Genomic DNA, 26,212 nt, shown 5'->3' with positions numbered 1-26,212 from the left:
CTGATAACAGATGGATCGTTCCAGGCAAGCTAGGCAAATCGCCACGTATCTTCTCTACCTGTCGCTATGCGAGCGCGTCCCCCAGCACACGTGGGCAGGCGGGGAAAAGGTCGGGGAGGATCCGTGGGGTCAGAATCGAATTGGCTCGATGCCGCCTATGAATGGCTGGTGCGCACCGGAACGGATGGTTCCTGGCGCAATCTGATCCCGCTGGGCCTGGCCGGACTGCTCGTCTGGGGGCTGTGGATCTATCGGGTGGTGCTCTCCCGGCTGGCCAGGCCGATCGTGAACGGCTACCGGACGACGGTCTCCGTGGTGGTCCCGTCCTACCGCGAGGACCCCGAGATCCTGGTGCGCTGCCTGGAGAGTTGGCTGGCCCAGGACCCGCTCGAAGTGATCATCGTCGTCGACGTCGCCGACACCGAGTGCCACGCCAAGCTCGCCCAGGTGGAGGACCCCCGGCTGCACGTCCTCATCTACGAGCACGCGGGCAAGCGCTCGGCGCTGGGGGTCGGCATCCGGGCGGCACAGGGCGAGATCGTGGTGTTCGCCGACTCCGACACGTGGTGGCAGCCCGGCCTGCTCGACGCGGTGCAGATGCCCTTCGAGGACCCGGCCGTCGGCGGCGTGGGGACCCAGCAGAACGTCTACCAGCGGACCACCAGCGTCTGGCGGCGCGTCGCGGACTGGCTGGTCAACCTCCGCTACTACGACTACGTCCCGGCGATGGGCAGCAGAGGCGGCGTCGCCTGCCTGTCCGGCCGTACGGCGGCCTACCGCCGCGCGGCCATCCTCCCGGTGGTCCAGCACCTGGAGAACGAGTTCTTCCTCGGTCGCCGCTGCATCGCCGGGGACGACGGCCGGCTCACCTGGCTCGTCCTCGCCTCGGGCTACAAGACGGTGCACCAGTCGACCGCGCGGGCCATCTCGATGTTCCCCTCCTCCTTCCGCGCCTTCGTCAAGCAGCGCGTCCGGTGGAGCCGCAACTCCTACCGCTGCTACCTCACCGCCCTGTGGAAGGGGTGGCTGTGGAAGACGCCGCTGGTGACCAAGGTGACCGTGCTGCAGATCCTGCTCACTCCGGTGACCATGGGAATCACGCTGGCCTACCTGTTCTTCAGCAGGCTCCAGCCCACCCTGCCGAGCATCGCGCTCGCCGTCGGCTGGGTGCTCCTCAGCCGGGGCGTCCGCGGCTGGTCGCATCTGCGCCGCCACCCCGGGGAGATCTGGCTCCTGCCGCTGGTCTGCCTGGTGGTCATCATGATCGCGCTGCCGATCAAGCTGTACGCGTTCGTCACCATGAACAAGCAGGGATGGCTGACCCGCTCGGCCAACCAGATGGGCGGGGCGGGCCAGACCGCGGCCACCCTCAAGGGGGTGGCCTGAGTGAGACGGTCGCTGCCCGCGCTCCTGACGGCGGCGGCCCTGACACTCGGCGTGGCCGGCCCGGCCGTGGCCGCCCCCGTAGGCGGATGGCTGGCGGCGGCCGCGGAGCCGACACCGGTGGATCTCGTGGACCCGGCGGCTCCCCCGTCCGACCGGGACCACAGCCCGACTCCCTCGCCCGACCCGACGCCGACCGAGACCTCCCGGCCGTCCCCGACCCCCAAGCGGAGCCCGTCGGCCCGCCCCACCCGCTCGTCCGCCCAGCCGCCGAAGGCCACCCGTACGCCGGGGACCGGCACGGCCGGGACGGCGCGGCAGACCCCGGCGGGTGGGCAGAGCCTGCCGACTCCCACGCGGGAGGAGCCGAAGGAGGACGAGGAGCCGCGGGAGACGCCGGCGCCGCTGGAGGAAGCGGTGATGGCCGACGACGAGACGCTGAAGGCCGGCCTGATCTCCGCGGACGCCGAGGCGCAGGCCCGGCTGGTGGACGTCGAGGACCAGCGCATCATCCAGACCCGGGCCGCGCTGACGGCTCTGCTGCAGGCCGGCGGCATCGCCGCGGCCCAGCGCAAGCGGCCCCAGGTCTTCGTCTCGGCGTACGGCAGGACCCTGGTGCTGCCCGCGCGCAACGACACCACGGCGCCGTACACGCTGCGTGACATCGCGGCGGTGGAGAAGGGCCGTTATCTGCGGCGGATGAAGGACGGCTCCTACCTGCTCGGCGTGCAGGTCTTCGTGGCCGACGGCGCGCGCCTGCAGGTGCGCGGGCCGCTGACGCTGCGGATGGGCAGCCTGCCCGGGTCGTTCAGCTCGATCATCTCGTTCGGCGGCGACATCGACATCAAGGGCACCGCCGCCAAGCCGGTCCGGATCACCAGCTGGGACGTGCGCACGCGCAGGCCCGACATGACCACGACCGACGGCCGCGCCTACATCAGGGCGGTCGGCGGCAAGTTCGAGATGGCGTACGCCCAGGTCTCCGACCTGGGGTTCTGGAGCGGCCGCACCGGGGGCATCGCGCTCACCGGCACCGAGCGGCCGGCGAGCGTCTACCGGCACCGCACCAAGACGCAGCGGCACCAGGACAAGGCCGAGCGCCTGTCCAGGGCCGGCAGCCAGCGCGGCGGGAGCAGCTTCGGCGACGTGGAGACCATCCCGATCGGCCCCGGCACCGCGACGCACGTGCTCGCCGACGACCTGGTGTCCGGGTCGATCAGGCACAGCGTCATCACCGGCAACGCGTACGGGCTGTTCGTCTCGGGGTCGAACCAGACGCAGATCGTCGACGACGAGATCAGGGACAGCCTGGCGCACGGCGTCTTCCTGCACCGTTTCGTGAACAGCGCGACGGTCCAGTCCACCAAGGTCATCGGCAGCGGCGGCGACGGCTTCGTGCTGTCGCGGGCGACCGAGAAGGTGCAGATCACCGACTGCGTCGCGGAGCGCAACGGCCGCAACGGCTTCACGCTCAACGGGCAGGCCCTCGCGCAGGGCCCGTCCGCGAGCGGCGAGTCGCTGACCGTCTACGGCGACAACTCGGTCAACGACAGCGTCGCCCGCGACAACGGGAGGTACGGCGTCGAGGTGCTCGGCGGCAGCCGCCTGTCCGTCTACACCAGCGAGATCACCGGTGGCGACATGGGGATCGTGGTCCGCGAGGGCGCCAGCGAGGTGCAGATCTCCGGCAACAGGCTGTCCGGCCAGGCTCGGCAGGGCATCGCCCTGCGGGACGGCGCGACCGCCGGCCACGTGGCCGGAAACACGATCACGGACACTGTGACCGGTATCTACCTGCGCGACTCCAACGCCAGGGTGGTGGGAAACAAGATCACGACGCTGGTGAAGCCCAGGGCCCACGGGATCACCATGGTCGGCGACGTCGGCGCCACCGAGATCACCCGCAACACCGTCGCCGGCTCGGGCACCAGCGCGATCAGCGTCTCACGGTCCGCCCACCGGGTGAACGAACACGACAACGTCGAGGACGCCTGGCACGACACCTCGACGTTCTGGGTCAAGGCCAAGCGTTACGTCAAGCCGATGAACCTGATCTGGGCGGCGGTCATCCTCCTGGTCATCGTGTCGGCGCTGCGGTCGCGGCAGGTGGGAGCCGATCGCCGTCGGCGCCGTGCCGCCATCGGCGACCCCTACGCGCGTCAGCGGGTGCTGGAGGAGCGGCCGGCTCTGGCGCTGCGGCCCGCCGTCAGAACCCCGCCGGCCCGCTCCGCCCACGGCGGAGACCGTCCACGGCACCGCGAGCCGTCGCTGCCGATCCATCACCCGGCCCCGGCCCCGGCCGCGCCCGCGACGGGAGGCATCACCCCATGAGCGACACGCCACCGCGCCGGAGCCGCGCCCTGCTCGTGATCCTGGTGCTGAGCCTGGTCGCGGCCTGCACCTGGGCGTACCTCGCCTACACCGACGGAGCCGAGCCGCCGCCCGCGATCAACGACGTGCCCCAGGCGGAGGCCCAGCAGCAGTCGACACTGGTCGACCAGGAGTCGCTGCGCGTGATGCAGACCCGGGCGACGCTGTCCTCGGCGCTGGCCCGGGGCGGGCCGGCCGCCGCCCAGGCCCGGGTGCCGCACATCTCCAGCTCGGCCAACGGCCAGACGCTGGTGCTGCCCCAGCGGCGTGACCCGTACCGCATCGCCGACCTGGAGCGCCTCGGCCTGGAGGAGTTCCAGAAGCAGTCGGACGGCTCCTTCGTGCTCGGCATCAACGTGTTCCTCGGCCCCGGGGCCAAGCTGGTGCTGCAGAACGCGCAGGGCCCGCTCGTGATCCGGATGCGCAGCGAACCCGGCGCCTTCGTCTCGATCGTGGGCTTCGACGCGAGCATCCGGATGAACGGGTCGGCCCAGAACCCGGTGCGGATCACGAGCTGGAACCCCCACACCAGGACGGCGGACACGCAGGTCTCCGACGGCCGCGCGTATCTGCGGGCCATCGGCGGAGAGCTCCGGATGAGCCACACCCGGGTCGAGTACCTCGGCTTCTGGAGCGGCCCGACCGGCGGGCTCGCGCTGACGGGCACCGACCGGCCCGCCGACACCGCCGAGCGGGTCCCCGTACGCGCGGGCGTGGCGGCCACCCCCGCTCCCCGGACACCGGGCAGGGCCGGATCCGGCGAGAAGGCGGGCGACAGGGAGGACCCCGAGCAGAAGACGCTCCTGCCCAACGGCCTGCTCGTGCCGAGCCGGGGCGGCGACGACGAGGTCGAGATCACCGACAGCTCGGGCGGCAGCAAGATCGCCTATCAGATGCCCCAGGCCAACCTGGTCACCGGTGAGATCAGCGACACCGCGATCGTCGGCAACGCGTACGGCGTCTTCATCAGCGCGTCGGACCAGACCCGGATCGACAACGTCACGATCAGCGACAGCCTCATCCACGGCGTGCTGCTGCACCGGTTCGCGCGCAACGCCTCGATCGAGAACACCACCGTGACCGGCAGCAGGGGTGACGGGTTCGTGCTGTCGCGGGGCACGCAGAACGTCACGATCACGGGCTCGACGGCCGAGCGCAACGCGGGCAACGGCTTCACGATGAGCGGCCTCCCCCTGGCCCAGGGCCCCTCCGCCTCCGGAGAGTCGCTGCGCAGCTTCGGCGGCGACTCGCTGCTGAGCAGCGCCGCCCGCGACAACGGCCGGTACGGCGTGGAGGTGCAGGGCGGCATCCGGCCGGTCGTGCAGACCACGGAGGTCGTGGGCGGGGAGATGGGCATCGTCGTGAGCAAGGACGCCACCGGCGCGCAGGTCTCCGGCAACCGGGTCAGGGGCCAGAGCAGCCAGGGCATCGTGCTGCGCGACGGGGTCGTGTCGGCCCGCGTCAGCGGCAACATCGTCAGGGAGGTCCCGACCGCGATCTACGTCAGGAACTCCCGGGTCACGGTCACGGCCAACACCGTGCAGTCGGCCTCGCTGCACGCGATCTCCGTGCTCGGCGCGGCCGGGGGCAGCGAGATCACCGGCAACACCCTGGGCGGCGCCGGCCGCAGCGCGCTGGACACCGCCCGGGCCACCGGGTCGCTGACCGTCGCGCGGAACAACACCGGCGGCTGGCAGGACACGGCCGGTTTCTGGACCATGGTCAGGCGGATCGCCAAGCCGATGAACCTGATCTGGTTCGGCGTGATCCTCCTCATCGCGGTCGCCGCGATCCGGGCGCTGAACGGTGACGGCCCCCGGGCCGGCCGCCGCATCGTCGACCCGTACGAGAAGCAGGCGGTGCTGGAGGAGCGGCCGGCCAGGGAACTGCGGACCGCCGCCGTCGCGGCCGCCGGAAAGGGGGACTGAGCGGTGGACCGCTACATCGACCGCAGGACCCTGGTGGGGATGCTCGTCGGGGCGGCCCTCACGATCGTCGTCGTGGTGCTGCTGCGCGGGTTGTTCGGCGGGGGCTCGGAGCCCCCTGTCGAAGACATCCGCCCGGTGGGCGGGAACACCCGGCCTCCGGCGGCGATGGACGACGGTTCCCAGGACTCCCAGAACGCGCAGCCGGACGACGGCGAGAAGTACGAGGACCAGGACGCGGCGCTGGACGGGGACGACGCGGTGCCGTTCGTCCCGACGCAGGACCCGCCCGCCGTCCCGGTCCCCGAGGGGCCGGGGAAGATCGACTGCCCCGAGGCCACGGTGACGGTCGGCGACGCGTCCGGCCTGACCGAGGCGCTGAAGACCGCCGAGCCGGGCGCGGTGATCGCGCTGGACCCCGGGGTGTACGTCGGCAGGTTCGTGGCGACGGTCTCCGGGACCGCGTCCGAGCCGATCTTCGTCTGCGGCCCGCCCGACGCGGTTCTCGACGGCGGCGGCGTGAAGAAGGGCTACGCCTTCCACCTCAACCAGGTGAGCCACTGGCGGTTGATCGGCTTCGACGTCCGCAACGGCCAGAAGGGCGTGATGGCCGACCAGACCTCCCACACGATCGTCCAGGGCCTGACCGTCCACGACATCGGGGACGAGGCCATCCACCTGCGCAACTTCAGCAGCGACAACACCGTGCAGTACAACACGGTCTACGCGACCGGCCTGCGCCGCGAGAAGTTCGGCGAGGGTATCTACCTCGGCACCGCCGAGAGCAACTGGGCGTCCTTCTCCGGTGGGAAGATGGACCGCAGCGACCGCAACGTCGTGCGCGGCAACGTCATCCGCGCCACCGCGGAGGCCGTGGACGTCAAAGAGGGCACCTCCGGCGGCCGGATCGTCGGCAACGTCTTCGACGGCTCCGCCCTCGGCGGGTCGAAGCACAACGACTCCTGGGTGGACGTCAAGGGCAACGGCTACGTCATCGAGCGCAACACCGGCAGCGGCACCAGCGAGGACGGCTTCCAGACCCACAGGATCGTGGACGGCTGGGGCACCGGCAACGTGTTCCGGGCCAACGTCATCGACCTCGGCGGCTCGGGCGGCTACGGCGTCAACGACACCGCCGGCGGCAACACGATCTCCTGCGACAACAAGGTCACCGGTGGAGCGCTGACCAAGAAGGGCGGCTGCTCCTGACCACGGCTCCGGCGGGGACCTCCCGCCGGAGCCCGACTCCCCCGGCCGCCCGGCACACCCCGCCGGCGGTCACCAGGCACCGAGTCCGCCGGACGGCGACTCGCCGACACTCATTGGGAAACTGACATGAGCGACGCCGAACTCCCCCGGCTGACGGTGATCGGGACCGGTTACCTCGGGGCGACACACGCCATCTGCATGGCCTCGCTGGGCTACGACGTGGTCGGGCTCGACGTGGACCCCGGGAAGATCCGCAAACTGCAGTCCGGGGAGGTGCCGTTCTTCGAGCCGGGCCTGCCCGAGTTGCTGGCCAAGACCCTGGAGTCGGGACGGCTCCGCTTCACCACCTCCTACGCCGAGGCCGCCGAGCACGGCGACGTCCACTTCATCTGCGTGGGCACCCCCCAGCAGCCCGGCCTGGACGCCTGCGACCTCAGCTACGTCGACGCCGCCGTCCGGGGCCTGGCCCCACACCTGACCCGCCGCTGCCTGGTCGTCGGCAAGTCGACCGTGCCGGTCGGCACCGCGGCCCGGCTGAGCGGCCTGCTGACCGAGCTGGCCCCGGCCGGTGCGGAGGTGGAGCTGGCCTGGAACCCGGAGTTCCTGCGGGAGGGCTTCGCCGTCGACGACACGCTCCGGCCCGACCGGCTCGTCTTCGGCGTCACCACGGAGTGGGCGCGTGAGCGGCTGGCCGCGGCGTTCGCGCCGATCCTCGACCTCGGCACCCCGACCGTGGTCACCGACCTCCCCACCGCCGAGCTGGTCAAGGTCGCCGCCAACTCCTTCCTGGCCACCAAGATCTCCTACATCAACGCGATGGCCGAGATCTGCGAGGCCACCGGAGCCGACGTACGCGACCTGGCGCAGGCCCTCGCCTACGACGACCGGATCGGCGGCCGTTTCCTGCAGCCCGGTCTCGGGTTCGGCGGCGGCTGCCTGCCCAAGGACATCCGGGCCTTCGCCTACCGGGCCGAGGAGATCGGCGTCGGCCAGGCCGTGTCCTTCCTGCGGGAGGTCGACGCCATCAACCGGCGCCGGCGCTCCCGTACGATCGACCTGGTCAGGGAGCTGCTCGGCGGCCAGCTCAACGGCCAGCGGGTGGCCTGCCTCGGCGCCGCCTTCAAGCCCAACTCCGACGACATCAGGGACGCCCCCGCGCTCGACGTGGCCCGGACGATGCACGGGCTGGGCGCCAACGTGCGGGTCTACGACCCGGCGGCGCTGGACAACGCCCGCCGCACCTACCCCGAGCTCCGGTACGGCACCAGCGCCATGGACGTGGCCAGGGACGCGGACGTGGTGGTCCTGCTCACCGAGTGGGCCGAGTTCCGCGAGATCCAGCCCGAGGCGCTGTCGGAGGTCGTCGCGCACCGGCGGATCGTGGACGGCCGGCACGCCCTCGACCGCGACGCCTGGCGCGCGGCGGGCTGGGAGTACCGCGCCCTCGGCCGTCCCTGAGGCCCCCGCCGGTCACCCCTCGCCGGGAGCCGCGCGCTCCCGGCGGGGGAACCCTCAGCGGGGCGGCTTGGCCGGGTTGAGGTCGCCGGCGTGGAACCGGTTCTGCGTCGCCTCCAGGCCCGCCGTCATCAACGACTCCACCATGTCGGCGGCCCGGTCCACCAGGAACGGCAGGTCCTTGCGCTCGGCCGTGGCGAAGTCGCGCAGCACGAACGTCGCCGGGTCCATCCGGCCCGGCGGGCGGCCGATGCCGAACCGGATGCGCGGGTAGTCGCGCGTGCCGAGCGACTTCGTGATCGACTTCAGGCCGTTGTGCCCGTTGTCGCCGCCGCCGAGCTTCGCGCGCAGCGCGCCGTACGGGATGTCCAGCTCGTCGTGGACCACGGCGACCCGGTCGGGTGTGATCTTGTAGAAGTCGGCCAGCGCCTTGACCGGGCCACCGGACAGGTTCATGAAGGACAGCGGCTTGGCCAGCACCACGGGCAGCGCGGCCAGGCGGCCCTCGACCACCTCGGCCCGCGACCGGTGTGCCTTGAACCGGCCGCCCACCCGGGCCGCCAGCTCGTCGAGCACCATGAAGCCCGCGTTGTGGCGGTTCCCGGCGTACTCCGGCCCGGGATTGCCCAGGCCCACGACCAGCCACCGCTGCGCGGCCGTGTCGGACATCGCTGTCTCCTCCACTGTCACCCCACATGGAAGAGTCCTCCGCGGGACACCCCGCGGAGGACTCTCTCACGAATCGGTCCTACTCGGCGGCCTCGGCGGTCTCGCCCTCGGCGGCGGCCTCGCCCTCCTCGGGCAGCCCGGCCGACGGAGCGGCGATCACCTGCAGCACCAGGGCCTCGGGGTCGCCGGCCAGCGTGGTGCCCTCCGGCAGCTTCAGGTCGGCCGCGTGCACCACGTAGCCCTCCTCCTTGCCGTCCACGTCGATCTCGACGCCGGTCGGGATGTGGGTCGCCTCCGCCTCGACCGAGAGCGTGTTCAGCGGCTGGTCGACGATGGCGCTGCCGTTCGTCGTGCCGACGACGGTGACCGGGATCTCGACGACGACCTTCTCGCCCCGCTTGACCAGGAGCAGGTCGACGTGCTCCAGGAAGCCCTTGATCGGGTCGCGCTGGACACCCTTGGGCAGCGCGATCTCGTCCACGCCCTCACCGTGCAGGCGGATGAGCACGTTGGGCGTGCGCAGCGCGAGCAGCAGCTCGTGGCCGGGGAGGGTCAGGTGCTTGGGCTCGGTGCCGTGGCCGTAGAGAACGGCGGGGACCTTGTTCGCCCGGCGGATCTTGCGGGCGGCGCCCTTGCCGAACTCGTCACGGAGCTCGGCGGCGATGCGTACTTCGGACACGGCACATCTCCTAGGGATGTCGACGGATGACGCGCTCCCCCTCACCCGCCCTAGCGGAAGGCGTTACGAGCGCAACCCTCACAGCCTACCGTGTCTCCCGCGTCGCTCGTCGGGGCGCTCACGTCCGCCTGGTCGTGCCGGAGGCGCGCCGGCAACATAGCCCTCGTCGCTCGTTCCTCGCTCCTCAGTCCAGACCGGCGGCGCGCCCCTCCGGCTCGCTCGGTCCCTCTTATGCGGTGGCCGGGTGGCCGTTACACTGGCGGCATGCAACGTACGTCGTGTCAGGGCTGGTGGCGCTCCGGATAGGAGCGGCCATCTCACGCGTACGACCGGGCCGTTCGGATGGACGGCCCTTTTTCGTGCTCCCTGGACGAGGGGTCGCCGTCGGCGGCGGACCACCTGCCAAGGGAGAAATCACATGACGACCACTCTGGAGATCAGCCCGTCCGACGACCTCGGCGTGGCGGGCGCACGACGGCGCAGCGCCGAGCTGGAGAGATCGATACGGGAGCGGCCCGGCACGTTCCGGGCGCTGACCGGGGACCGGCCGACCGGACGACTACATCTGGGACACTACTTCGGCACCCTGCAGAACCGCGTCCGCCTGCAGAACCTGGGCGTGGAGATGATGGTGCTCGTCGCGGACTACCAGGTCCTGACCGACCGGGACGTCGCCGACCGGCTCACCGAGCGCGTGGAGGACCTGGTGCTCGACTACCTGGCCGCGGGCCTCGACCCCGACCGGGCCACGATCTTCACGCACAGCGCCGTGCCCGCGCTCAACCAGCTGCTCCTGCCGTTCCTCAGCCTGGTCTCGGTCGCGGAGCTGGGCCGCAACCCCACGGTCAAGGACGAGATCGCCCACTCGCGACAGTCGGCGGTGAGCGGGCTGATGTTCACCTATCCCGTGCACCAGGCCGCCGACATCCTGTTCTGCAAGGCCGGGATCGTCCCGGTCGGGCAGGACCAGCTCCCCCACCTGGAGGTGGCGCGCATCATCGCGCGCCGCTTCAACCACCGCTACGGCTCCCCCGCGAACCCGGTCTTCCCCGAGCCCGAGGCCCTGCTGTCCGCGGCGCCGCTGCTGCTCGGCACCGACGGCGCCAAGATGAGCAAGAGCCGGGGCAACGCCGTCGCCCTGGCCGCCACCGCCGACGAGACCGCCCGGCTGATCCGCGGCGCGAAGACCGACGCGGACCGCCACATCACCTACGACCCGGCCGCCCGGCCCGAGGTGTCCAGCCTGGTCCTCCTGGCCGCGCTGTGCCTCGGCCGGGACCCGCACGAGGTGGCCGCCGAGATCGGCGGCCGGGGGGCCGCCGCGCTGAAGGCGCTGGTCACGGACGCGATCAACGACCACTTCGCGCCGCTGCGGGCGCGGCGGGCCGAGCTCGCCGGAGACCGCGGCCACGTCCGCCGGGTGCTCCGCGACGGCAACGCGCGCGCCGCCGCCGTCGCCGACGCGACCCTCGCGGAGGTCCGTACGGCGATGGGCGCCCTCTACTAGAGCCGGTCCCGGGCCCCTGGATGCGTCCGGGGGCCCGGGCCGGATCAGGCGCCGGAACGGATCAGGCGTCGCCCTCGAAGAGGCTGGTGACGGAGCCGTCGGTGAAGACCTCGGTGATGGCCCGGGCGATCAGCGGGGCGATCGACATCACCGTGAGGCTGTCGAACCTCTTCTCCTCCTCGATGGGCAGCGTGTTGGTCACGACCACCTCGGAGATCCGGGAGTTCTTCAGGCGGTCCACGGCGGGCCCGGAGAACACCGCGTGGGTGGCGGCCACGATGACGTCGGTCGCGCCGTGCTCGTACAGCGCGTCGGCGGCCTTGCAGATGGAGCCACCGGTGTCGATCATGTCGTCGATCAGCACGCAGGTCCGGCCGTGGACCTTGCCGACCACCTCGTGCACCTTCACCTGGTTCGCCACGTCGAGGTCGCGCCGCTTGTGGATGAATGCCACCGGGGTGCCCAGGGTGTCGGACCAGCGCTCGGCGAGCCGTACGCGCCCGGTGTCGGGCGAGACGATCGTGGTCGTCGCCGGGTCGAGCTTGCCGCGCAGGTAGTTGATCAGCACGGGCATCGCGAACAGGTGATCGACCGGGCCGTCGAAGAAGCCCTGGATCTGCGAGGTGTGCAGGTCGATGGACATCATCCGGTCGGCGCCCGCCTGCTTGAACATGTCGGCCACCAGCCGGGCGGTGATCGGCTCGCGGCCACGGCCCTTCTTGTCCTGGCGGGCGTAGCCGTAGAACGGCATGATCACGGTGACCCGCTTGGCCGAGGCCCGCTTGAGCGCGTCCACCATGATCAGCTGTTCCATGATCCACTGGTTGATCGGCGCGGTGTGGCTCTGGATCACGAAGGCGTCGCAGCCGCGCACCGACTCCAGGTAGCGCACGTAGATCTCACCGTTGGCGAAGTCGCGCAGCGCGGTCGGCGTGATCTCGACACCGAGGGCGTTCGCGACCTCCTCGGCGAGCTCGGGGTGGGCCCGGCCGGAGAAGAACATGAGGTTCCGCTCGCCGGTCGTCTTCTTGCCGCTCATGCCGCGCTCCTCGCGTGTCGAGCCTGTCGGCCGTGCCACGCCTGCTGTGGCCGGGCCTGCCGGTCCGCGGTGGCCTCGCGTCGCCCGGGGCCCGCGAACCCCTTCGCCCCGTCGATGTGGTCGGTCACGGTGTCCTCCTGGCCTGGCCCTTCGGCGCTACGCGGTCGGACCGCGCCTCGTACTCTTCCTGTCCCCGCACGGCGCGCTGGGGCGCGCGCCGTGGGTGGTCCTCACCGCGCGGCGGGGTCCGCGCCGTTCACCCCGGGCGTGCCCTCCGCAGCGGTCTCGGGGGCGGTCTCGGGGGCGGCCAGCGCCCGCCGGGCCGCCTCGTCGGACGGGGTGCCGGCCCTGCGGCGGGCCACCCAGCCCTCGATGTTGCGCTGCCGGCCACGGGCGACCGCCATCGCCCCGGGCGGGACGTCGGACGTGATCACCGAGCCGGCGGCCGTGTAGGCGCCGTCGCCGATCGTGACCGGGGCGACGAGCATGTTGTCGCTGCCCACGCGGACGTGGTCGCCCACGACGGTGTGGTGCTTGCCGACGCCGTCGTAGTTGACGAAGACGCAGGCGGCGCCGATGTTCGAGCCGGCGCCGATCGTCGCGTCGCCGACGTAGGTGAGGTGGGGGACCTTCGAGCCCTCGCCGATGCGCGCGTTCTTGGTCTCGACATACGCGCCGATCTTGCCGCCGCGGCCGAGCACGGTGCCGGGGCGCAGGTACGCGAACGGGCCCACGGTGGCGCCGGCGCCGATCTCCGCGCCGTCGGCCACGGTGTTGCGTACGACGGCGTCCTCGCCGACGACGGTGTCGGTCAGCGTGCTGCCCGGCCCCACCTCGGCTCCCGCCCGGACCCTCGTGGCGCCCCTGAGCTGGGTGCCGGGATGGATCACGACGTCGGGTTCCATGACGACTCCGGCGTCGACCCACGTGCCGGCCGGGTCGACGACGGTGACCCCGGCGCGCATGTGCGTCTCCAGGATGCGGTCGTTGAGCACCCGCCGCACGAAGGCGAGCTGGACGCGGTCGTTGACGCCCTCGACCTCCGCGTGGTCGGCGGCGACGCAGGCGCCCACCCGGTGGCCGTCCTCCCGGAGGATGGCCAGCACGTCGGTCAGATACTCCTCGCCCTGGGCGTTGGCGGCGCCGATCCGTCGCAGGCCGTCGGCCAGCAGCGCGCCGTCGAAGGCGTACACGCCCGAGTTCATCTCGGTGATCGCGCGCTGCTCGGGGGACGCGTCCTTCTCCTCGACGATCTCCAGCACCGCGCCGTCCCCGTCGCGCACGATGCGTCCGTACCCGGTGGGGTCGGGGACCTCGGCGGTCAGCACGGTGACGGCGTTCGCGTCGGCGGCGTGCCGCTCCAACAGGGCTGCCAGAGTCTCGGCGCGCAGCAGCGGCGTGTCGCCGTACGTCACCAGGATGGTGCCCTCGATCGGGCCCTCGGCCTCCAGGGCGGTGCGCACGGCGTGGCCGGTGCCGTTCCGCTTCTCCTGCACGACCAGGCGGGCGTCCGGCGCGGTCTCGGCCAGGTGCGCGCCGACCTGTTCCCGGGCGTGGCCGATGACGACGACCAGCCGTTCGGGGGTGAGGCCGCGCGCGGCGGCGAGCATGTGGCCGACCAGCGTCCGGCCACAGACCTCGTGGAGGACCTTGGGGGTTTTCGACTTCATCCGGGTGCCCTCGCCGGCGGCGAGGACGATCACGGCTGCCGGGCGCGGCACACTCACGGACTGAGGCTCCCTCGGCGTCGCGGCTACTACACGAAACGGTGCGGGATCGGCTGCGGCTTCCACGCGTCCACTACCCAGGAACCGCACGGTCACCCGCTCGACAAGGTGAGCTTACCTGCCGTCCCCCGGACGGGAACCAGGCCCCCCGGGGCGCACGACGGACGGACGGACAGGCTCCCGGGGGAGGATTCGAACCTCCGTTGACAGAACCAAAATCTGTAGTCTTGCCCCTAGACGACCCGGGAATGGGCCAAAGTCCCATTTGTCGGATTCCGGCAGGAGCCGGAATCCGACCTCAGGATACAGAGCCGACCCCTCACGCGCGCCCCCAAAACGAGCCGGACGCCCACGACAACGGGCCGCGATGTTAGTTAAGCCACATTTCGGGCAGGTCGCCGTGGACCTCGCGCGGCCGGCGACGAGCCTCTGATGTGGGGCGTCAGGCATTACCAGATTGCCGAGAGTTGGTGCAAGACGTGGATTCGCCACCAGATGTGGCCCCGCGCGTCACCTTCCACACATTCGCTCTTAGGGGTTCCTAACTTACGATGGCGTAAGTTACGGTCGCGTAGCTAGACAATCTTCCCAACACCCGTGAGGTAGCCCATGACCGTCGTCACCGACCGCGCCGCACCACAGCCGAAGCCGGACTTCGAACCGCAGGACAAGAGCAAGGCCGACTTGGTTGTCTTCGCGATCGTCGTCGGCGCGCCGATCCTGGCGGTCTTCGCCGCGGTGCCCTTCGCCTGGGGCTGGGGCCTCGGCTGGACCGACCTCGCGATCGCCGGGGTGTTCTACGTCGTGTCCGGCCTCGGCGTCACCGTCGGATACCACCGCTACTTCACGCACGGATCGTTCAAGGCGAACCGGCCGCTGAAGATCGCCCTCGGCATCGCCGGCAGCCTCTCGCTGGAGATGTCCGTCCTCGACTGGGTGGCCGCCCACCGCAAGCACCACAAGTTCTCCGACAAGGACGGCGACCCGCACTCGCCGTGGCGCTTCGGCCCCGGCTTCAAGTCCATGTGCAAGGGCCTGCTCTACGCCCACATCGGCTGGCTGTTCGAGTCGGAGCGGGTCAACCGCGCCAAGTACGCCCCGGACCTGATGAAGGACCCGGACGTGATGAAGCTGCACCGGGCCTTCCCGGCCCTGGCGATCACCTCCCTGCTGCTCCCGGCGATCCTGGGTGGCCTGATCACGTGGTCCTGGCAGGGCGCGGTGACCGCGTTCTTCTGGGGCACGGTGATCCGGATCGGCCTGCTGCACCACGTCACCTGGTCGATCAACTCCATCTGCCACGTGTTCGGCGAGGAGGTCTTCGAGTCGCGTGACAAGTCCCGCAACGTGTGGTGGCTGGCGATCCCCTCGTTCGGCGAGTCGTGGCACAACCTGCACCACTCGGACCCCACCTGCGCCCGGCACGGCGCGCTGAAGGGCCAGATCGACCTGAGCGCCGGCCTCATCCGCTGGTTCGAGAAGGCCGGCTGGGCCCGTGACGTGCGCTGGCCGACACCGGAGCGGCTGGCGGCGAAGCGCATTGCCTGACGCCCCCGTCGGCGCGGATGGCGGGGCCGCTTTCGCACACGCGGCGGCCCTGTCCCCCACCCTCTCTCCGCTGACGTCCGCACCGGCGCCCTCGACGGCGCCGCTCCCCTTACCCGTCCCGGGCCGGGCTCCGGCCGGGGCAACCGCCATCATGGAACCTGTGAGCGAGTCCTCCCGAACTCGAAGACGCATGACCGGCGCGGAGCGGCGCGAGCAGCTGATCCAGGTCGGCCGGGCCCTGTTCGCGGACAAGGGCTTCGACGGCACGTCGGTCGAGGAGATCGCGGCCAGCGCCAAGGTCTCCAAGCCCGTGGTCTACGAGCACTTCGGCGGCAAGGAGGGCATCTACGCCGTCGTGATCGACCGGGAGATGCAGCGCCTGCTGAGCCTGGTCACCCAGGCGCTGTCGGCCTCGCACGCCCGCGTCAAGCTGGAGCGCGCCGCGCTCGCCCTTCTCCAGTACATCGAGGAGAGCAGCGAGGGCTTCCGCATCCTGGTCCGCGACTCCCACGCCGCGTCGGGGACGGGCACCTTCGCCAGCCTGATCAGCGACATCGCGAGCCAGGTCGAGGACGTGCTCGCGGACGAGTTCAGGGAACGCGGCTACGACCCCAAGTTCGCGCCGATGTACGCGCAGATGCTCGTGGGGATGACCGCTCTCACCGGCCAGTGGTGGCTCGACGTGCGCACGCCGCGCCGCGAGGAGGTCGCCGCGCACCTGGTCAACCTGTCGTGGAACGGCCTGAAGGGCCTCGACTCCGACCCCGGGCTCACCGGCGCGACCCGCGGGCTGGTCCTGACCCCCTCTGCCGAGTCCCGTACGCCGCGGCCCACCGAGCGCGAGGCGAAGGAGCAGGAGAAGCTTCGCCGCGAGCAGGAGAAGGCCCGCGAACGCGAGCAACGCGAACGCGCCAGGCTGCTCGAACGCCGTCAGCGCGAGCTGGAGAAGCTCAAGGAACGTGAGCAGCGCGAGCGCGCCAAGGAGCTCGAACGGCAGCTCAAGGAGCAGGAGAAGCTCCGGCGGGAGCAGGAGAAGGCCCGCGAACGCGAGCTACGTGAACGGGCCAAGGAGCTCGAACGCCGCCAGCGCGAGCTGGAGAAGACCAGGGAACGCGAGCAGCGCTAGGTGTCCACGAGCCGTGGCCGGGCGGGTCACTGCGCCGGAAGGAACCTCCGGTCCTCGCGAAGCCCGCTTCGCTGGGCCTTCGCTGCGGTCCTCGCTCCCTTCCGCTCCGCTCCCTCCACCCCGGTGACCACTGGCGGGACGGCCCGCGATACCGCGGGCAAGGTGACCGGCGGGGGTGAACCAGCCTGACGGTTTCGTTGCTGCGAAGTTAACGTTCCGTTCAATGTTGTGGGGCATATTTCGTTATATGTCCGCCCAAAGCTCCCCCTCACCTGCGCCGGAGGAGGCCGACCTCCCCGTGCCCGCCCCCTTGCCGAACGACCGGTTCCTCAACCGTGAGGAGAGCTGGCTCCTCTTCAACGAACGGGTCCTGGAGCTCGCCGAGGACTCGTCGGTGCCGCTGCTCGAACGTGTGCGGTTCCTCGCCATCTTCGCGAGCAACCTCGACGAGTTCTTCCGCGTACGGGTGGCCGGGCTGAAACGGCGGATGGCGACCGGGCTGCTGCTGCGGACGCCGGGCGGGCTGAAGCCGAGCGAGGCGCTGACCCGGATAGCGTCGGTCGCCGACGACCTCGCCCGCAGGCACGCGGCGGTCTTCCACGACCGGATCTGCCCGGAGCTGGCCGAGGAGGGCATCGCGATCGTCCGCTGGGAGGACCTCGCCCGGGAGGAGCGGACGGCGCTGCGCAAGCTCTTCCGCGATCGGATCCGGCCGGTCCTGACGCCGCTGGCCGTCGATCCGGCCCACCCGTTCCCGTACATCTCGGGGCTCTCGCTGAACCTGGCGGTCACCGTGCGCAACCCGGTGACGGGCCACACGGTGTTCGCGCGGGTGAAGGTGCCCTCGCAGCTCCCCCGCTTCGTGAACGCGTCGAAGGACCGGTTCGTCCCGCTGGAGGACGTGATCGCGGCGCATCTGGGCGAGCTGTTCAAGGGCATGCAGGTGGTGCAGCACCACGTCTTCCGGGTCACCAGGAACGAGGACCTGGAGGTCGACGAGGACGTCACGGAGAACCTGATGAAGGCGCTGGAGCGCGAGCTGCTGCGGCGCAGGTTCGGGCCGCCGGTGCGGCTGGAGGTCGAGGACACCATCACTCCCGAGGTGCTCGATCTGCTGGTCGACGAGCTGGGGGTGGGCGACCACGAGATCTACCGGCTGCCCGGCCCGCTGGACCTCACCGGGCTGCACGCCATCGCCGACCTCGACCGCCCGGAGCTCCACTTCCGGCCGTTCGTCCCGGCGGAGGCGGTGAGCGCCGAGGACGACCTGTTCGCCACCCTGCGGGAGCGCGACATCCTGGTGCACCACCCGTACGACTCGTTCGCGACGAGCGTGCAGCGGTTCGTGGAGGACGCGGCGGCCGACCCGGACGTGCTGGCCATCAAGCAGACGCTCTACCGCACCAGCGGCGACTCGCCCGTCGTGGACGCGCTGATCGACGCGGCCGAGGCGGGCAAGCAGGTCGTGGTCGTGGTGGAGATCAAGGCGAGGTTCGACGAGCACGCGAACATCTCCTGGGCCCGCAAGCTGGAGACGGCCGGGTGCCACGTGGTCTACGGCGTGCTCGGCCTCAAGACGCACTGCAAGCTCGCCATGGTGGTCCGCCAGGAGGCGGGCGGCGAACTGCGGCGCTACTGCCACATCGGCACCGGCAACTACAACCCGAAGACGGCCCGGCAGTACGAGGACTTCGGCCTGCTCACCGCCGACCCGCAGGTCGGCGAGGACGTGACCGACCTGTTCATCCACCTGACCGGCTACTCCCACCAGTCCGACTACCGCAGGCTGCTGGTCGCGCCCGACTCGCTGCGCCAGGGTCTGCTCGACCGGATCGAGCAGGAGATCGCCCATCGCGAGGCCGGCCGCACGGCCCGCATCCGGATCAAGACGAACTCGATGGTGGACGAGCCGGTCATCGACGCGTTGTACCGCGCGTCGCAGGCGGGCGTGCCGGTGGACCTGTGGGTCCGCGGCATCTGCACGCTCCGCCCGGGCCTGCCGGGCCTGTCGGAGACCATCCGCGTGCGCAGCGTGCTCGGCCGCTTCCTGGAACACTCCCGCGTGTTCGAGTTCGGCGGGGGACGCCGGCCGGAGATCTGGATCGGCAGCGCCGACCTGATGCGCCGCAACCTGGACCGGCGGGTCGAGGCGCTGGTCAAGGTCACCAGCCCGGAGCACCGCAGGTATCTCGCCCACCTGCTCGACCTGGCGTTCGAGGACACCACCACCGCCTGGACGCTGCACTCCGACGGCAAGTGGCTGCGCCACCGGGGCGAGACCGACCTCCAGCACCACCTGATCGCGAGCCGCCGCTGGCGGACCGTGGACGACGGGGCCGAGTGATGTTCGGCGCGGTGATCAGGGCGGCACGAGTGATCAGAGCAGCGGGGGCGGTCGTCTGGCGGGGCGAGGAGGCCGATCCGGAGATCGCGCTCGTCCACCGGCCGGCGTACGACGACTGGAGCCTGCCCAAGGGCAAGCTCAAGCACGGCGAGCACGTGATCGCCGCGGCGCTGCGCGAGGTGCGGGAGGAGACCGGCCTGCGGGTCGTGCTCGGCCGCGCGCTCCCGCCGGTGCACTACCTGAAGGACGGCCGGCTCAAGCGGGTGGACTACTGGCTCGCCCGCGACCCCGGTGACGGGCGGGCGGCGGGCGGCGACGGCCCCGTGATCGACAAGGAGGTCGACGAGGTCGTCTGGCTGCCGATCGAGGAGGCGGTGCGGCGCCTCACCTATCGATGGGACAGGCGCCTGCTGCGGGCCGTCCGCGCCGCACCGCTCACGACCACCCCGCTGATCTTCCTGCGGCACGCGCTGGCGGGCTCCCGGCAGGAGTGGAAGGGCGACGACGACCACCGCCCGCTGGACGAGCGGGGTCGCGCCCAAGCCGAGATCCTGGCCGCGGTGCTCGGGGCGTACCGGCCGGAACGGCTCGTCAGCTCGCACGCCAGGCGCTGCACGCAGACGATCGGGCCGTACGCGGAACGGCGCGGCCTGGAGGTGCGTAAGGAGAAGGCACTGTCGGAGAGCGGCTACGACCCCCGCGAGGCGGAACGCCTGGTGCGCGAGTCGCTCGCCGCGGCGGAGGCGGCGGTGCTGTGCAGCCACGGCAAGGTGCTGCCCGCGCTGCTGGGCACGGCGGGCGAGGCGCTGCACCGGGCGCGGTCCGCCGACCTCGCCATCGCCAAGGGCGGCTTCGCCGTCCTCCACCACGCGGCCGGTCAGGCGGTCACACTGGAGCGCTACGTGACCTGACCGGCCGGCGAGGCGGGCGCCTGGCGCGTCAACCGTGAACCGGCCGCGGTGGCCGTGGAGACGCGGCGCGTGGGCCGGCGGGTCATCCGGTGACGGACGCCCACACGGCGGGGAACTCCTCGTGGGCGCGGGCCGCCTCGGCGCTCTCGACGCCCGCGAGCACGCCGTAGGTGAAAGTGTCCTCCCCGGCCTCCCGCGCCCGGGCGGCCTCCTCCAGAAGCGTGTCCTGGGCGACCACGCCGTCCTGGTGCCGGCCGAGCACCGTCTGCACCTGCTTGGCCCGCTTGGCCGGCCCGGACATGCCGGCCGCCTCCGCGGTGTAGCGGGCGCGCTTGGCGGCCTTGCGCACCTCGTGCATGGCCGTCTCGCGCTCCTCGCCCTCCTCCGCGCGCCCGGCCGCGTCGTAGGCGTCCACCACCCGCCGCCAGTTCCTGTCCACGATCTTCGGCAGGGCCGTGGCCGCGTCCCTGCCCGCCGCCGCCGTCAGCGGCGGGTCGGCCGCCAGCGCGTCGAGGGCGTCGAGCAGCGCGAAGTAACGCTCGCCGCTGAGCGCGGCCCGGATGCGGTCGTACGCGTCGTGTTCCCTGGCCAGCAGGTCGTCACCCAGCCTGCGGCGCGCCTCGCCGGTGACGAGCCGGGGGTCGACCGCGTCGAGACGGCCGGCGAAGCGTGCCCGCATGACCTCCAGGTCACGTGCCTCGCCCAGCACCTCGCCGAGCCACTTCAGCTCCTCCTGCACGGATTCGGTCTCCACGACGATCCGCTTGAACGCCTTGAGCGCGCTGCGCAGCCGGCGGCAGGCCACCCTCGCCTGGTGCACGGCGTCCTCCCCGGCGAGCCGTACGCGGGGGTCCTGGGCGGCGAGCGCGGCGACCTGGGCGCGGAGGTAGCCGACGACGACCTCGCCGACGGAGCCCGGCTCGGGCCGGGTCGCCGGGCGCGGAGCGGGGAGCCGGTCGCCGAGGACCCGTGCGAGCTTGCTCCCGCTGGCCGAGGGGGCGGCGCCCGCCTTACGCAGCCGCTTGCCCACCTTCTTGAGGATCTCGGCGTCGCCCTCCTTGATCTCGGCCTCGACCTCCCGCCAGCGCCGCACCACCGGCTCGTCGCCGAGGACGGTGCCCTTGACCCGGTCGTCGGCGACCTCCACGAGCGGAGCGTCCTCGGGTCCGAGCAGCAGCGCGATGGAACGGCGGGTCTCCAGCTGGGCCACCGGCTCCAGCGGGGCGCCCCGCGTGTACGCCAGGACGAGGCTCGCCAGCTCGGCGGGGACGGTCTTCGCACTGCGGGTGAGCGGCCGGGTGATCTCCTCGCGGGCGCCCGCGGCCTTGGGCAGCTTGAGGTGCCAGCCCTCGTCGTCCCCGCCGCGCCGGCGCCGCAGCGTGACGCCCCGGGCGGCCAGGCGCAGATCGGGAGTGTCGAAGTAGACCGCGGTCAGCCGGTGTGACAGCGGTTCGGCCACCCGCGCGCATCCCGGCACTCCGCCCAGGTCGGGCAGGGCGAAGTCTTCCTGTACGTCGAACTTGTCCTCGATCTCAAGCGCCACCGTTCCCCCAAGTGCCTCCCGGTCGGGCCGTCATACTGCCACGCCAAAATGAACAGTGTTTCCCGCTCACCATCGGGGCGCTCACACCCGCCCGGTCGTGCCGGAGGCGCGCGAAGAACACAGCCCTCGTCGCTCGTTCCTCGCTCCTCAGTCCAGATCGGCGGCGCGCCCCTCCGGATCGCTCGGTTCCCCCTCCGGGTGAGTTCATGAGTGGGCGACGGCGAAGATGCGGCGGAAGGGGAAGAGGGTGCCGTACGGCCGGGGCGGGTAGGCCTCCCGCAGGGCCCGCGCGCAGTCGGCGAGGAAGGCGGCGTGCCGCTCGGGCGGCAGCCGGTCGAGCATCGGCCGCAGCGCCGTGCCCTTGACCCAGTTCAGCACCGGGTCCTCCCCCCGCAGGACGTGGACATAGGTGGTCTCCCAGGCGTCCACCGTGAGGCCGAGACCGGCGAGCAGGTCCACGTACTCCTCGGGCTCCCCCACCGTCGTCCCGCGCGGCACGTCGCCCAGCTCGGCCCGCCAGGTCGTACGGCACAGCTCGCGCACGACGGCGTGGCTCGGCGCGTCGAAGTTGCCGGGCATCTGGAAGGCGAGCCACCCGTCGTCGGCCAGCCAGTCCCGCCACCGGCGCAGCAGGTCGCGGCGCTCGGGGAGCCACTGCAGGAGCGCGTTCGAGACGATCACGTCGACCGGCCGCGACGGACGCCAGTCGCGTACGTCGGCCACCTCGAAGCCGAGGCCCGCCGGCGCCCTGCCGATCATCGCGGGTGAGGCGTCCACTCCGTGGACCAGCGCGCCGGGCCACCGGGCGAGGAGCGTCGCCGTGAGCTCCCCGGTGCCGCAGCCGAGATCGACGACGTACCCGGGCGACCGCGCGTCGATCCGGCTCACGAGTTCGTGGAAGGGCCTCCCGCGTTCGGCCGCGTAGCGCTCGTAGACCTCCGGGTCCCAGATGTCCCCAGGCATGCTCGCCTCCTCGATTATCTTGATGTCGAGATACTCGATATCGCGCGAGATATCTCGATGTCAAGAAAAGCTAGACTCGGCGCATGACCTTCTCGAGGCCCGCCGAAGACGAGGTGGACCGGCTGGTCGCGGCCTGGAAGCAGGAGCGCCCGGACCTGGACGTGACACCGCTTGAGGTGCTCAGCCGGGTCTCCCGCCTGAGCCGGCACCTCGAGCGTGAGCGCCGGGCCGCCTTCGCCTCCCACGACATCGAGTCGTGGGAGTTCGACGTGCTGACGGCGCTCCGCCGCTCCGGCGAGCCGTACGAACTGAGCCCCGGCGCGCTGCTGCGCGCCACCCTGGTGACATCGGGCACGATGACGAACCGCATCGACCGGCTCGCCGCCGCCGGGCTGGTCACCCGGCGCCCCGACCCCGAGGACCGGCGCGGCGTGCTGGTGCGCCTCACCCGCGCCGGCATGGACCGGGTCGACGCCGCGTTCGCCGACCTGCTGCGACGCGAGCGCGAACTGCTGGCCGGGCTCGACCAGCACGAGCAGCAGGCCCTCGCCCGGCTGCTGCGCACGCTTCTCGTGCCCTTCGACGCCCCCTCGGACGCGCTCGACAACGGGCTCCGCTAGGCGGCACCCGTTCAGGCGGCACCCGTTCCCCTTGGGCGCCGGCCCGAGGTGTCGGCGCGGCAATCTCGGACGAGTTGTGAGCGACAACCGGTTTCATCGCCAGGTGTGATGTTTGTCACATCCATAGCTGGACCGATCCATCACCCAGCGTGATAACGAGGGGGATCCACCCGTCATGATCAGCGGAAACGACCACGCCAGAGCCCTCCGGCCGCCGACGCGGTGCCGCGACCCCCGCAATCTGGTCAGGCGAAATACCCCCTTTCCCAGGATTCTCTCAGATACCTTTCCATTTCGTTCCTTTACTGACGCTTGGGGCGCAGGTGACGCCTCACGACAGACCAGGGAGTTTCCCCTTGAAGCGCACGCTCGCTCTCGGTGGCGTCGCGGCCGGCCTGCTGGCCTCCGCCGTCGTCGCCTCCCCCGCCGCTCATGCCGGCTCCGACCACCGCGCCGCCACTCTGGCCGGGACCAACCTGGCCGCCAAGGAAGTCGCGGCGTTCTGGTACGGCGAGAACAAGGCGAACCTGATCAACGCCACGCCGTACGGCGTGGAGACCAAGGTCGTCGCCAAGCACGTGTCCAAGGGCGGGCCGTCCGCGGACAGCAAGCCCGGCATCGTGCCGGCGATCGGCGACGAGAAGAAGTCGACGTCCAAGTCGAAGAACGTGAACCTGCCCAAGACCACGGGCAAGGTGTTCTTCATCGGCGCCGACCACAGGCCGCACTGGTGCACCGCGACCTCGGTGCAGTCGTCGTACCACAACCTGGTCGCCACGGCCGGGCACTGCGTGTACGACACCGAGTCGAACCGCGCGACGCTGGACCGCTGGGTGTTCGTCCCGGGTTACTACCAGGGCAAGACCCCGTGGGGCATCTACGTCGGCAAGACGGCCTACACCCACTACGACTACGACGTCTACGAGGACGGCGACCGCGACTACGCGTTCGTCACCGTGTACAACGGCGTGCTTCCCACCGTGGTCGACGACGGCTACGGCCGTGACGACCACCACGGCCGTGACGACCACCACGGGCGCGACGACCACCACGGCCGTGACGACCGTTACGGTCGCGACGAGCGTCGTGGCCGCGGGCACGACGACCGCACGCTGGTCCGCCAGATCAGCATCCGCGAGTTCCAGGCCAAGAACAGGGGCAAGGACCTCACGGGCAACGGCCCCTGGGCCCAGGGCACGAGCGTCGTGACCAGGGAGATCACCGGCCGCGAGTACGACAGCAACCGGGACTGGTACACCGAGGACGGCAAGACCCTGTACTTCCGCAAGGAAGTGCGTGGTCGCGACGACCACCACGGTGACGACCACCACGGTCGTGGTGACCACGGCGACCGCGACGCGGCGCCCGCCGGCCTCGTGGGCAGGCGCCCCTCGCCGAGCCCGTCCGCGAGCGCGACTCCCACCCCTTCGCCCAGCGCGACGCCCTCGGTGACGCCCTCGGCCTCCCCGTCCGCGACGCCCACCCCCAGCTGGCCCGGGCGCCGGGAGTACCGCTACTTCAAGCGGACCTTCTACGTGAACAGCCTGCGCGGTCACGGGCACGGCCCGCTGATCACCCTGAAGGACGTCGGCCGCCTCGGCGACAACGTCGGTGGTCAGGGCCTGGCCTACAACCAGAAGATCGGCAGCTCGGTCTTCGTCTTCGGCTACCCGAGCGGATACCACCCCGACGGCAACAACGCCTTCTCGGGTGCGACCCTCAAGTGGAGCTACGGCAAGACCTTCGCCGCCTCGGCCGCCGCGGTCAAGGGCGAGGAGCTGGTCGGCGTCAAGTCCTCCTTCACGGGCGAGGGCGCCATCGGTTCGTCCTGGCTGCTGCAGTACAAGAGCGCCCGTCGCCTCGGTTACCTGAACGGTGTGACCATCGGCCTCGCCGACACCGACAAGAACGACCGGATCGACACCAGCGTCTCCCCGTACTTCGACGGTGAGACCTACGGCGTCTACAAGGCCGCGGCCGGCAACTGGTCCGGCAAGATCGTCTGATCTGTCCCAGACTGATCCCGAAGGGGCCCGGCATCCAGCCGGGCCCTTTTCGTGTTTCCGGCGGCATCTCCACCGCCCTTCGCGGCGCCTCCGCCGTCACTTCCAGGCGCCTCCGCCGTCGCTTCCAGGCGCCTCCGCCGTCGCTTCCAGGCGTCTCCACCGCGCCTCGCGGCATCCACACCGTCCCTTCCGGGCATCTACACCGTCACTTCCGGGTATCTGCGCCGTCGTCTCGGGCGTCTCCTTCGGCGGCCGTCCTCCCTTTCGCGCGCCCGCTCCTCGCCGGTCGCGCTGAGCGCGCGCCTGACGGCCGTACGCGCTTCTCCTGCCGTGCGGAGACCCTCTCAAGGCTCGTCGCGACTCAGCGGCGCCGCACACCGCTTCCAGGACGGCCCGAGCCGCGCCGAGACCCCACCGTCACGGCGGCAGGCAACTCAGACGTGATCACCATGCTTTCTGGTTTCGTCTCTTTGGTGTGATTTAGGTCACATTGAGCGGCCCTAAGGGATCTTGCGAGCAGCCCCGGATTCGGCCGAAGATTCACACTCCTAACAGGCGAAACACAGCAAAATCTCAGAATCGGTCAGAGGGCCCCAAGAGGCCGATGATCACGGAGTGCGATGGTTCGCTCACCCAAACACCGTTGATCCTCCCGATTTCTCTTATAACTTTGCTTATCAGTCCTTTACTGACGCATGGGGCGCAGGTGGCGCCCCACGACAGACCAAGGGAGAACCCTCTTGAAGCGCACCCTCACCCTCGGTGGCATGGCGGCCGGCCTCCTGGCCTCCGCCGTTGTCGCCTCCCCGGCCGCCCACGCCGGGAACGACATCTCCCACGACACGCTGGCCAGCAGCAACATGGCCGCCCAGCAGGTCGCGGCGTTCTGGTACGGCGAGAACAAGGCCAACCTCGTCAACGCCAAGCCGTACGGCGTGGAGACCAAGGTCGCCGCCAAGCACATCTCCAAGGGCGGGCCGTCCGCGGACAGCAAGCCCGGCACCGTCCCGGCGATCGGCGACGAGAAGAAGTCGTCGTCCAAGTCGAAGAACGTGAACCTGCCCAAGACCACGGGCAAGGTGTTCTTCATCGGCGCGGACCACCGCCCCCACTGGTGCTCGGCCACCTCGGTGCAGTCGAAGTACCACAACCTGGTCGCGACCGCGGGTCACTGCGTGTACGACACCG

Annotated in this window: 18 protein-coding genes, 1 tRNA gene and 1 pseudogene; 13 read left to right on the top strand and 7 right to left on the bottom strand. The window is 71.1% G+C overall.

Translation table 11 applies throughout. The features are described 5' to 3' along the window. Positions 1–168 precede the first annotated feature (168 nt). The 5 genes from Mam01_RS26170 to Mam01_RS26150 all read left to right on the top strand — a co-directional run bounded on the left by Mam01_RS26170 (position 169) and on the right by Mam01_RS26150 (position 8,345). Positions 169–1,386, top strand: a complete 1,218-nt coding sequence (locus Mam01_RS26170; protein WP_204287843.1) for a glycosyltransferase family 2 protein — start codon at positions 169–171, stop codon at positions 1,384–1,386. After that, positions 1,387–3,714 (top strand): right-handed parallel beta-helix repeat-containing protein, encoded by a 2,328-nt coding sequence (locus tag Mam01_RS26165; protein ID WP_204287842.1) that lies wholly within the window; start codon positions 1,387–1,389, stop codon positions 3,712–3,714. Continuing rightward, on the top strand, positions 3,711–5,681 hold the full coding sequence (locus Mam01_RS26160) for a right-handed parallel beta-helix repeat-containing protein (protein ID WP_204287841.1): 1,971 nt from the start codon (positions 3,711–3,713) through the stop codon (positions 5,679–5,681). The genes Mam01_RS26165 and Mam01_RS26160 overlap by 4 nt, the downstream gene beginning before the upstream one ends. Before the next feature lie 3 nt (positions 5,682–5,684). Continuing rightward, on the top strand, positions 5,685–6,887 hold the full coding sequence (locus Mam01_RS26155; RefSeq protein ID WP_204287840.1) for a right-handed parallel beta-helix repeat-containing protein: 1,203 nt from the start codon (positions 5,685–5,687) through the stop codon (positions 6,885–6,887). A gap of 126 nt (positions 6,888–7,013) precedes the next feature. Next, positions 7,014–8,345 (top strand): UDP-glucose dehydrogenase family protein, encoded by a 1,332-nt coding sequence (locus Mam01_RS26150; protein ID WP_150937564.1) that lies wholly within the window; start codon positions 7,014–7,016, stop codon positions 8,343–8,345. Positions 8,346–8,399: 54 nt separating this feature from the next. Here Mam01_RS26150 and pth read toward each other — a convergent pair whose 3' ends face one another. Beyond that, on the bottom strand, positions 8,400–9,011 hold the full coding sequence (pth, locus tag Mam01_RS26145; RefSeq protein WP_150937562.1) for an aminoacyl-tRNA hydrolase: 612 nt from the start codon (positions 9,009–9,011) through the stop codon (positions 8,400–8,402). A gap of 79 nt (positions 9,012–9,090) precedes the next feature. Further along, positions 9,091–9,690, bottom strand: coding sequence for a 50S ribosomal protein L25/general stress protein Ctc (locus tag Mam01_RS26140; protein WP_204287839.1), 600 nt, complete (start codon positions 9,688–9,690; stop codon positions 9,091–9,093). Positions 9,691–10,108: 418 nt separating this feature from the next. On the opposite strand from Mam01_RS26140, the gene trpS reads away from it, so the two are divergent. Beyond that, positions 10,109–11,197, top strand: coding sequence for a tryptophan--tRNA ligase (gene trpS / locus Mam01_RS26135; RefSeq protein ID WP_204287838.1), 1,089 nt, complete (start codon positions 10,109–10,111; stop codon positions 11,195–11,197). A gap of 61 nt (positions 11,198–11,258) precedes the next feature. Here trpS and Mam01_RS26130 read toward each other — a convergent pair whose 3' ends face one another. From Mam01_RS26130 to Mam01_RS26120, 3 genes are all read right to left on the bottom strand, one after another. Continuing rightward, entirely contained in the window at positions 11,259–12,236 is a 978-nt protein-coding gene (locus tag Mam01_RS26130; protein ID WP_150937556.1) for a ribose-phosphate diphosphokinase, read from the bottom strand. Positions 12,237–12,466: 230 nt separating this feature from the next. Then, entirely contained in the window at positions 12,467–13,963 is a 1,497-nt protein-coding gene (gene glmU / locus Mam01_RS26125) for a bifunctional UDP-N-acetylglucosamine diphosphorylase/glucosamine-1-phosphate N-acetyltransferase GlmU (protein WP_204287837.1), read from the bottom strand. Between the two features lie 177 nt (positions 13,964–14,140). Next, positions 14,141–14,211, bottom strand: a tRNA-Gln gene (locus Mam01_RS26120). A gap of 361 nt (positions 14,212–14,572) precedes the next feature. Between Mam01_RS26120 and Mam01_RS26115 the strand changes: the two genes are divergently transcribed. The 4 genes from Mam01_RS26115 to Mam01_RS26100 all read left to right on the top strand — a co-directional run bounded on the left by Mam01_RS26115 (position 14,573) and on the right by Mam01_RS26100 (position 19,892). Then, on the top strand, positions 14,573–15,511 hold the full coding sequence (locus Mam01_RS26115; protein ID WP_204287836.1) for an acyl-CoA desaturase: 939 nt from the start codon (positions 14,573–14,575) through the stop codon (positions 15,509–15,511). A 160-nt stretch (positions 15,512–15,671) separates the two neighbouring features. Beyond that, on the top strand, positions 15,672–16,637 hold the full coding sequence (locus tag Mam01_RS26110; protein WP_373868726.1) for a TetR/AcrR family transcriptional regulator: 966 nt from the start codon (positions 15,672–15,674) through the stop codon (positions 16,635–16,637). Positions 16,638–16,884: 247 nt separating this feature from the next. Further along, positions 16,885–18,981: an RNA degradosome polyphosphate kinase gene (locus Mam01_RS26105; protein WP_204287835.1), complete on the top strand. Its 2,097-nt coding sequence runs from the start codon at positions 16,885–16,887 to the stop codon at positions 18,979–18,981. 29 nt (positions 18,982–19,010) lie between these two features. Further along, positions 19,011–19,892 (top strand): NUDIX hydrolase, encoded by an 882-nt coding sequence (locus Mam01_RS26100; RefSeq protein WP_239101623.1) that lies wholly within the window; start codon positions 19,011–19,013, stop codon positions 19,890–19,892. An 82-nt stretch (positions 19,893–19,974) separates the two neighbouring features. Here the strand turns inward: Mam01_RS26100 and Mam01_RS26095 are convergent, their stop codons facing one another. Both Mam01_RS26095 and Mam01_RS26090 read right to left on the bottom strand, forming a co-directional pair. Next, positions 19,975–21,435 carry a CYTH and CHAD domain-containing protein gene (locus Mam01_RS26095; protein ID WP_204287833.1) on the bottom strand — a complete coding sequence of 487 codons (1,461 nt, stop codon included), beginning with the start codon at positions 21,433–21,435 and terminating at the stop codon, positions 19,975–19,977. Between the two features lie 204 nt (positions 21,436–21,639). Then, a complete protein-coding gene (locus Mam01_RS26090; protein ID WP_239101622.1) occupies positions 21,640–22,398 on the bottom strand; it encodes a trans-aconitate 2-methyltransferase in 759 nt (252 codons plus the stop codon). A gap of 83 nt (positions 22,399–22,481) precedes the next feature. Here Mam01_RS26090 and Mam01_RS26085 point away from each other — a divergent pair, with 83 nt between their 5' ends. From Mam01_RS26085 to Mam01_RS26075, 3 genes and pseudogenes are all read left to right on the top strand, one after another. Beyond that, entirely contained in the window at positions 22,482–23,018 is a 537-nt protein-coding gene (locus tag Mam01_RS26085) for a MarR family winged helix-turn-helix transcriptional regulator (protein ID WP_182883299.1), read from the top strand. Between the two features lie 356 nt (positions 23,019–23,374). After that, entirely contained in the window at positions 23,375–25,024 is a 1,650-nt protein-coding gene (locus Mam01_RS26080; RefSeq protein ID WP_204287832.1) for a trypsin-like serine peptidase, read from the top strand. A 740-nt stretch (positions 25,025–25,764) separates the two neighbouring features. Further along, a pseudogene (locus tag Mam01_RS26075) lies at positions 25,765–26,212 on the top strand (trypsin-like serine peptidase); the annotation flags it as partial.

It is taken from the genome of Microbispora amethystogenes, assembly GCF_016863015.1.
In the GTDB taxonomy this organism is placed as follows: Bacteria; Actinomycetota; Actinomycetes; order Streptosporangiales; family Streptosporangiaceae; genus Microbispora; species Microbispora amethystogenes.
The sequence above is the reverse complement of the archived record's forward strand: the minus strand, read 5'-3'. Positions and strand labels throughout refer to the sequence as shown.

Excerpts from the sequence above, each read along its gene's own strand:
- Mam01_RS26085 (WP_182883299.1), top strand. The coding sequence starts at position 22,482 with ATGACCTTCTCGAGGCCCGCCGAAGACGAGGTGGACCGGCTGGTCGCG.
- Mam01_RS26105 (WP_204287835.1), top strand. The coding sequence starts at position 16,885 with ATGTCCGCCCAAAGCTCCCCCTCACCTGCGCCGGAGGAGGCCGACCTC.
- Mam01_RS26090 (WP_239101622.1), bottom strand. The coding sequence starts at position 22,398 with ATGCCTGGGGACATCTGGGACCCGGAGGTCTACGAGCGCTACGCGGCC.
- pth (WP_150937562.1), bottom strand. The coding sequence starts at position 9,011 with ATGTCCGACACGGCCGCGCAGCGGTGGCTGGTCGTGGGCCTGGGCAAT.
- Mam01_RS26150 (WP_150937564.1), top strand. The coding sequence starts at position 7,014 with ATGAGCGACGCCGAACTCCCCCGGCTGACGGTGATCGGGACCGGTTAC.
- trpS (WP_204287838.1), top strand. The coding sequence starts at position 10,109 with ATGACGACCACTCTGGAGATCAGCCCGTCCGACGACCTCGGCGTGGCG.
- Mam01_RS26160 (WP_204287841.1), top strand. The coding sequence starts at position 3,711 with ATGAGCGACACGCCACCGCGCCGGAGCCGCGCCCTGCTCGTGATCCTG.
- Mam01_RS26130 (WP_150937556.1), bottom strand. The coding sequence starts at position 12,236 with ATGAGCGGCAAGAAGACGACCGGCGAGCGGAACCTCATGTTCTTCTCC.
- Mam01_RS26115 (WP_204287836.1), top strand. The coding sequence starts at position 14,573 with ATGACCGTCGTCACCGACCGCGCCGCACCACAGCCGAAGCCGGACTTC.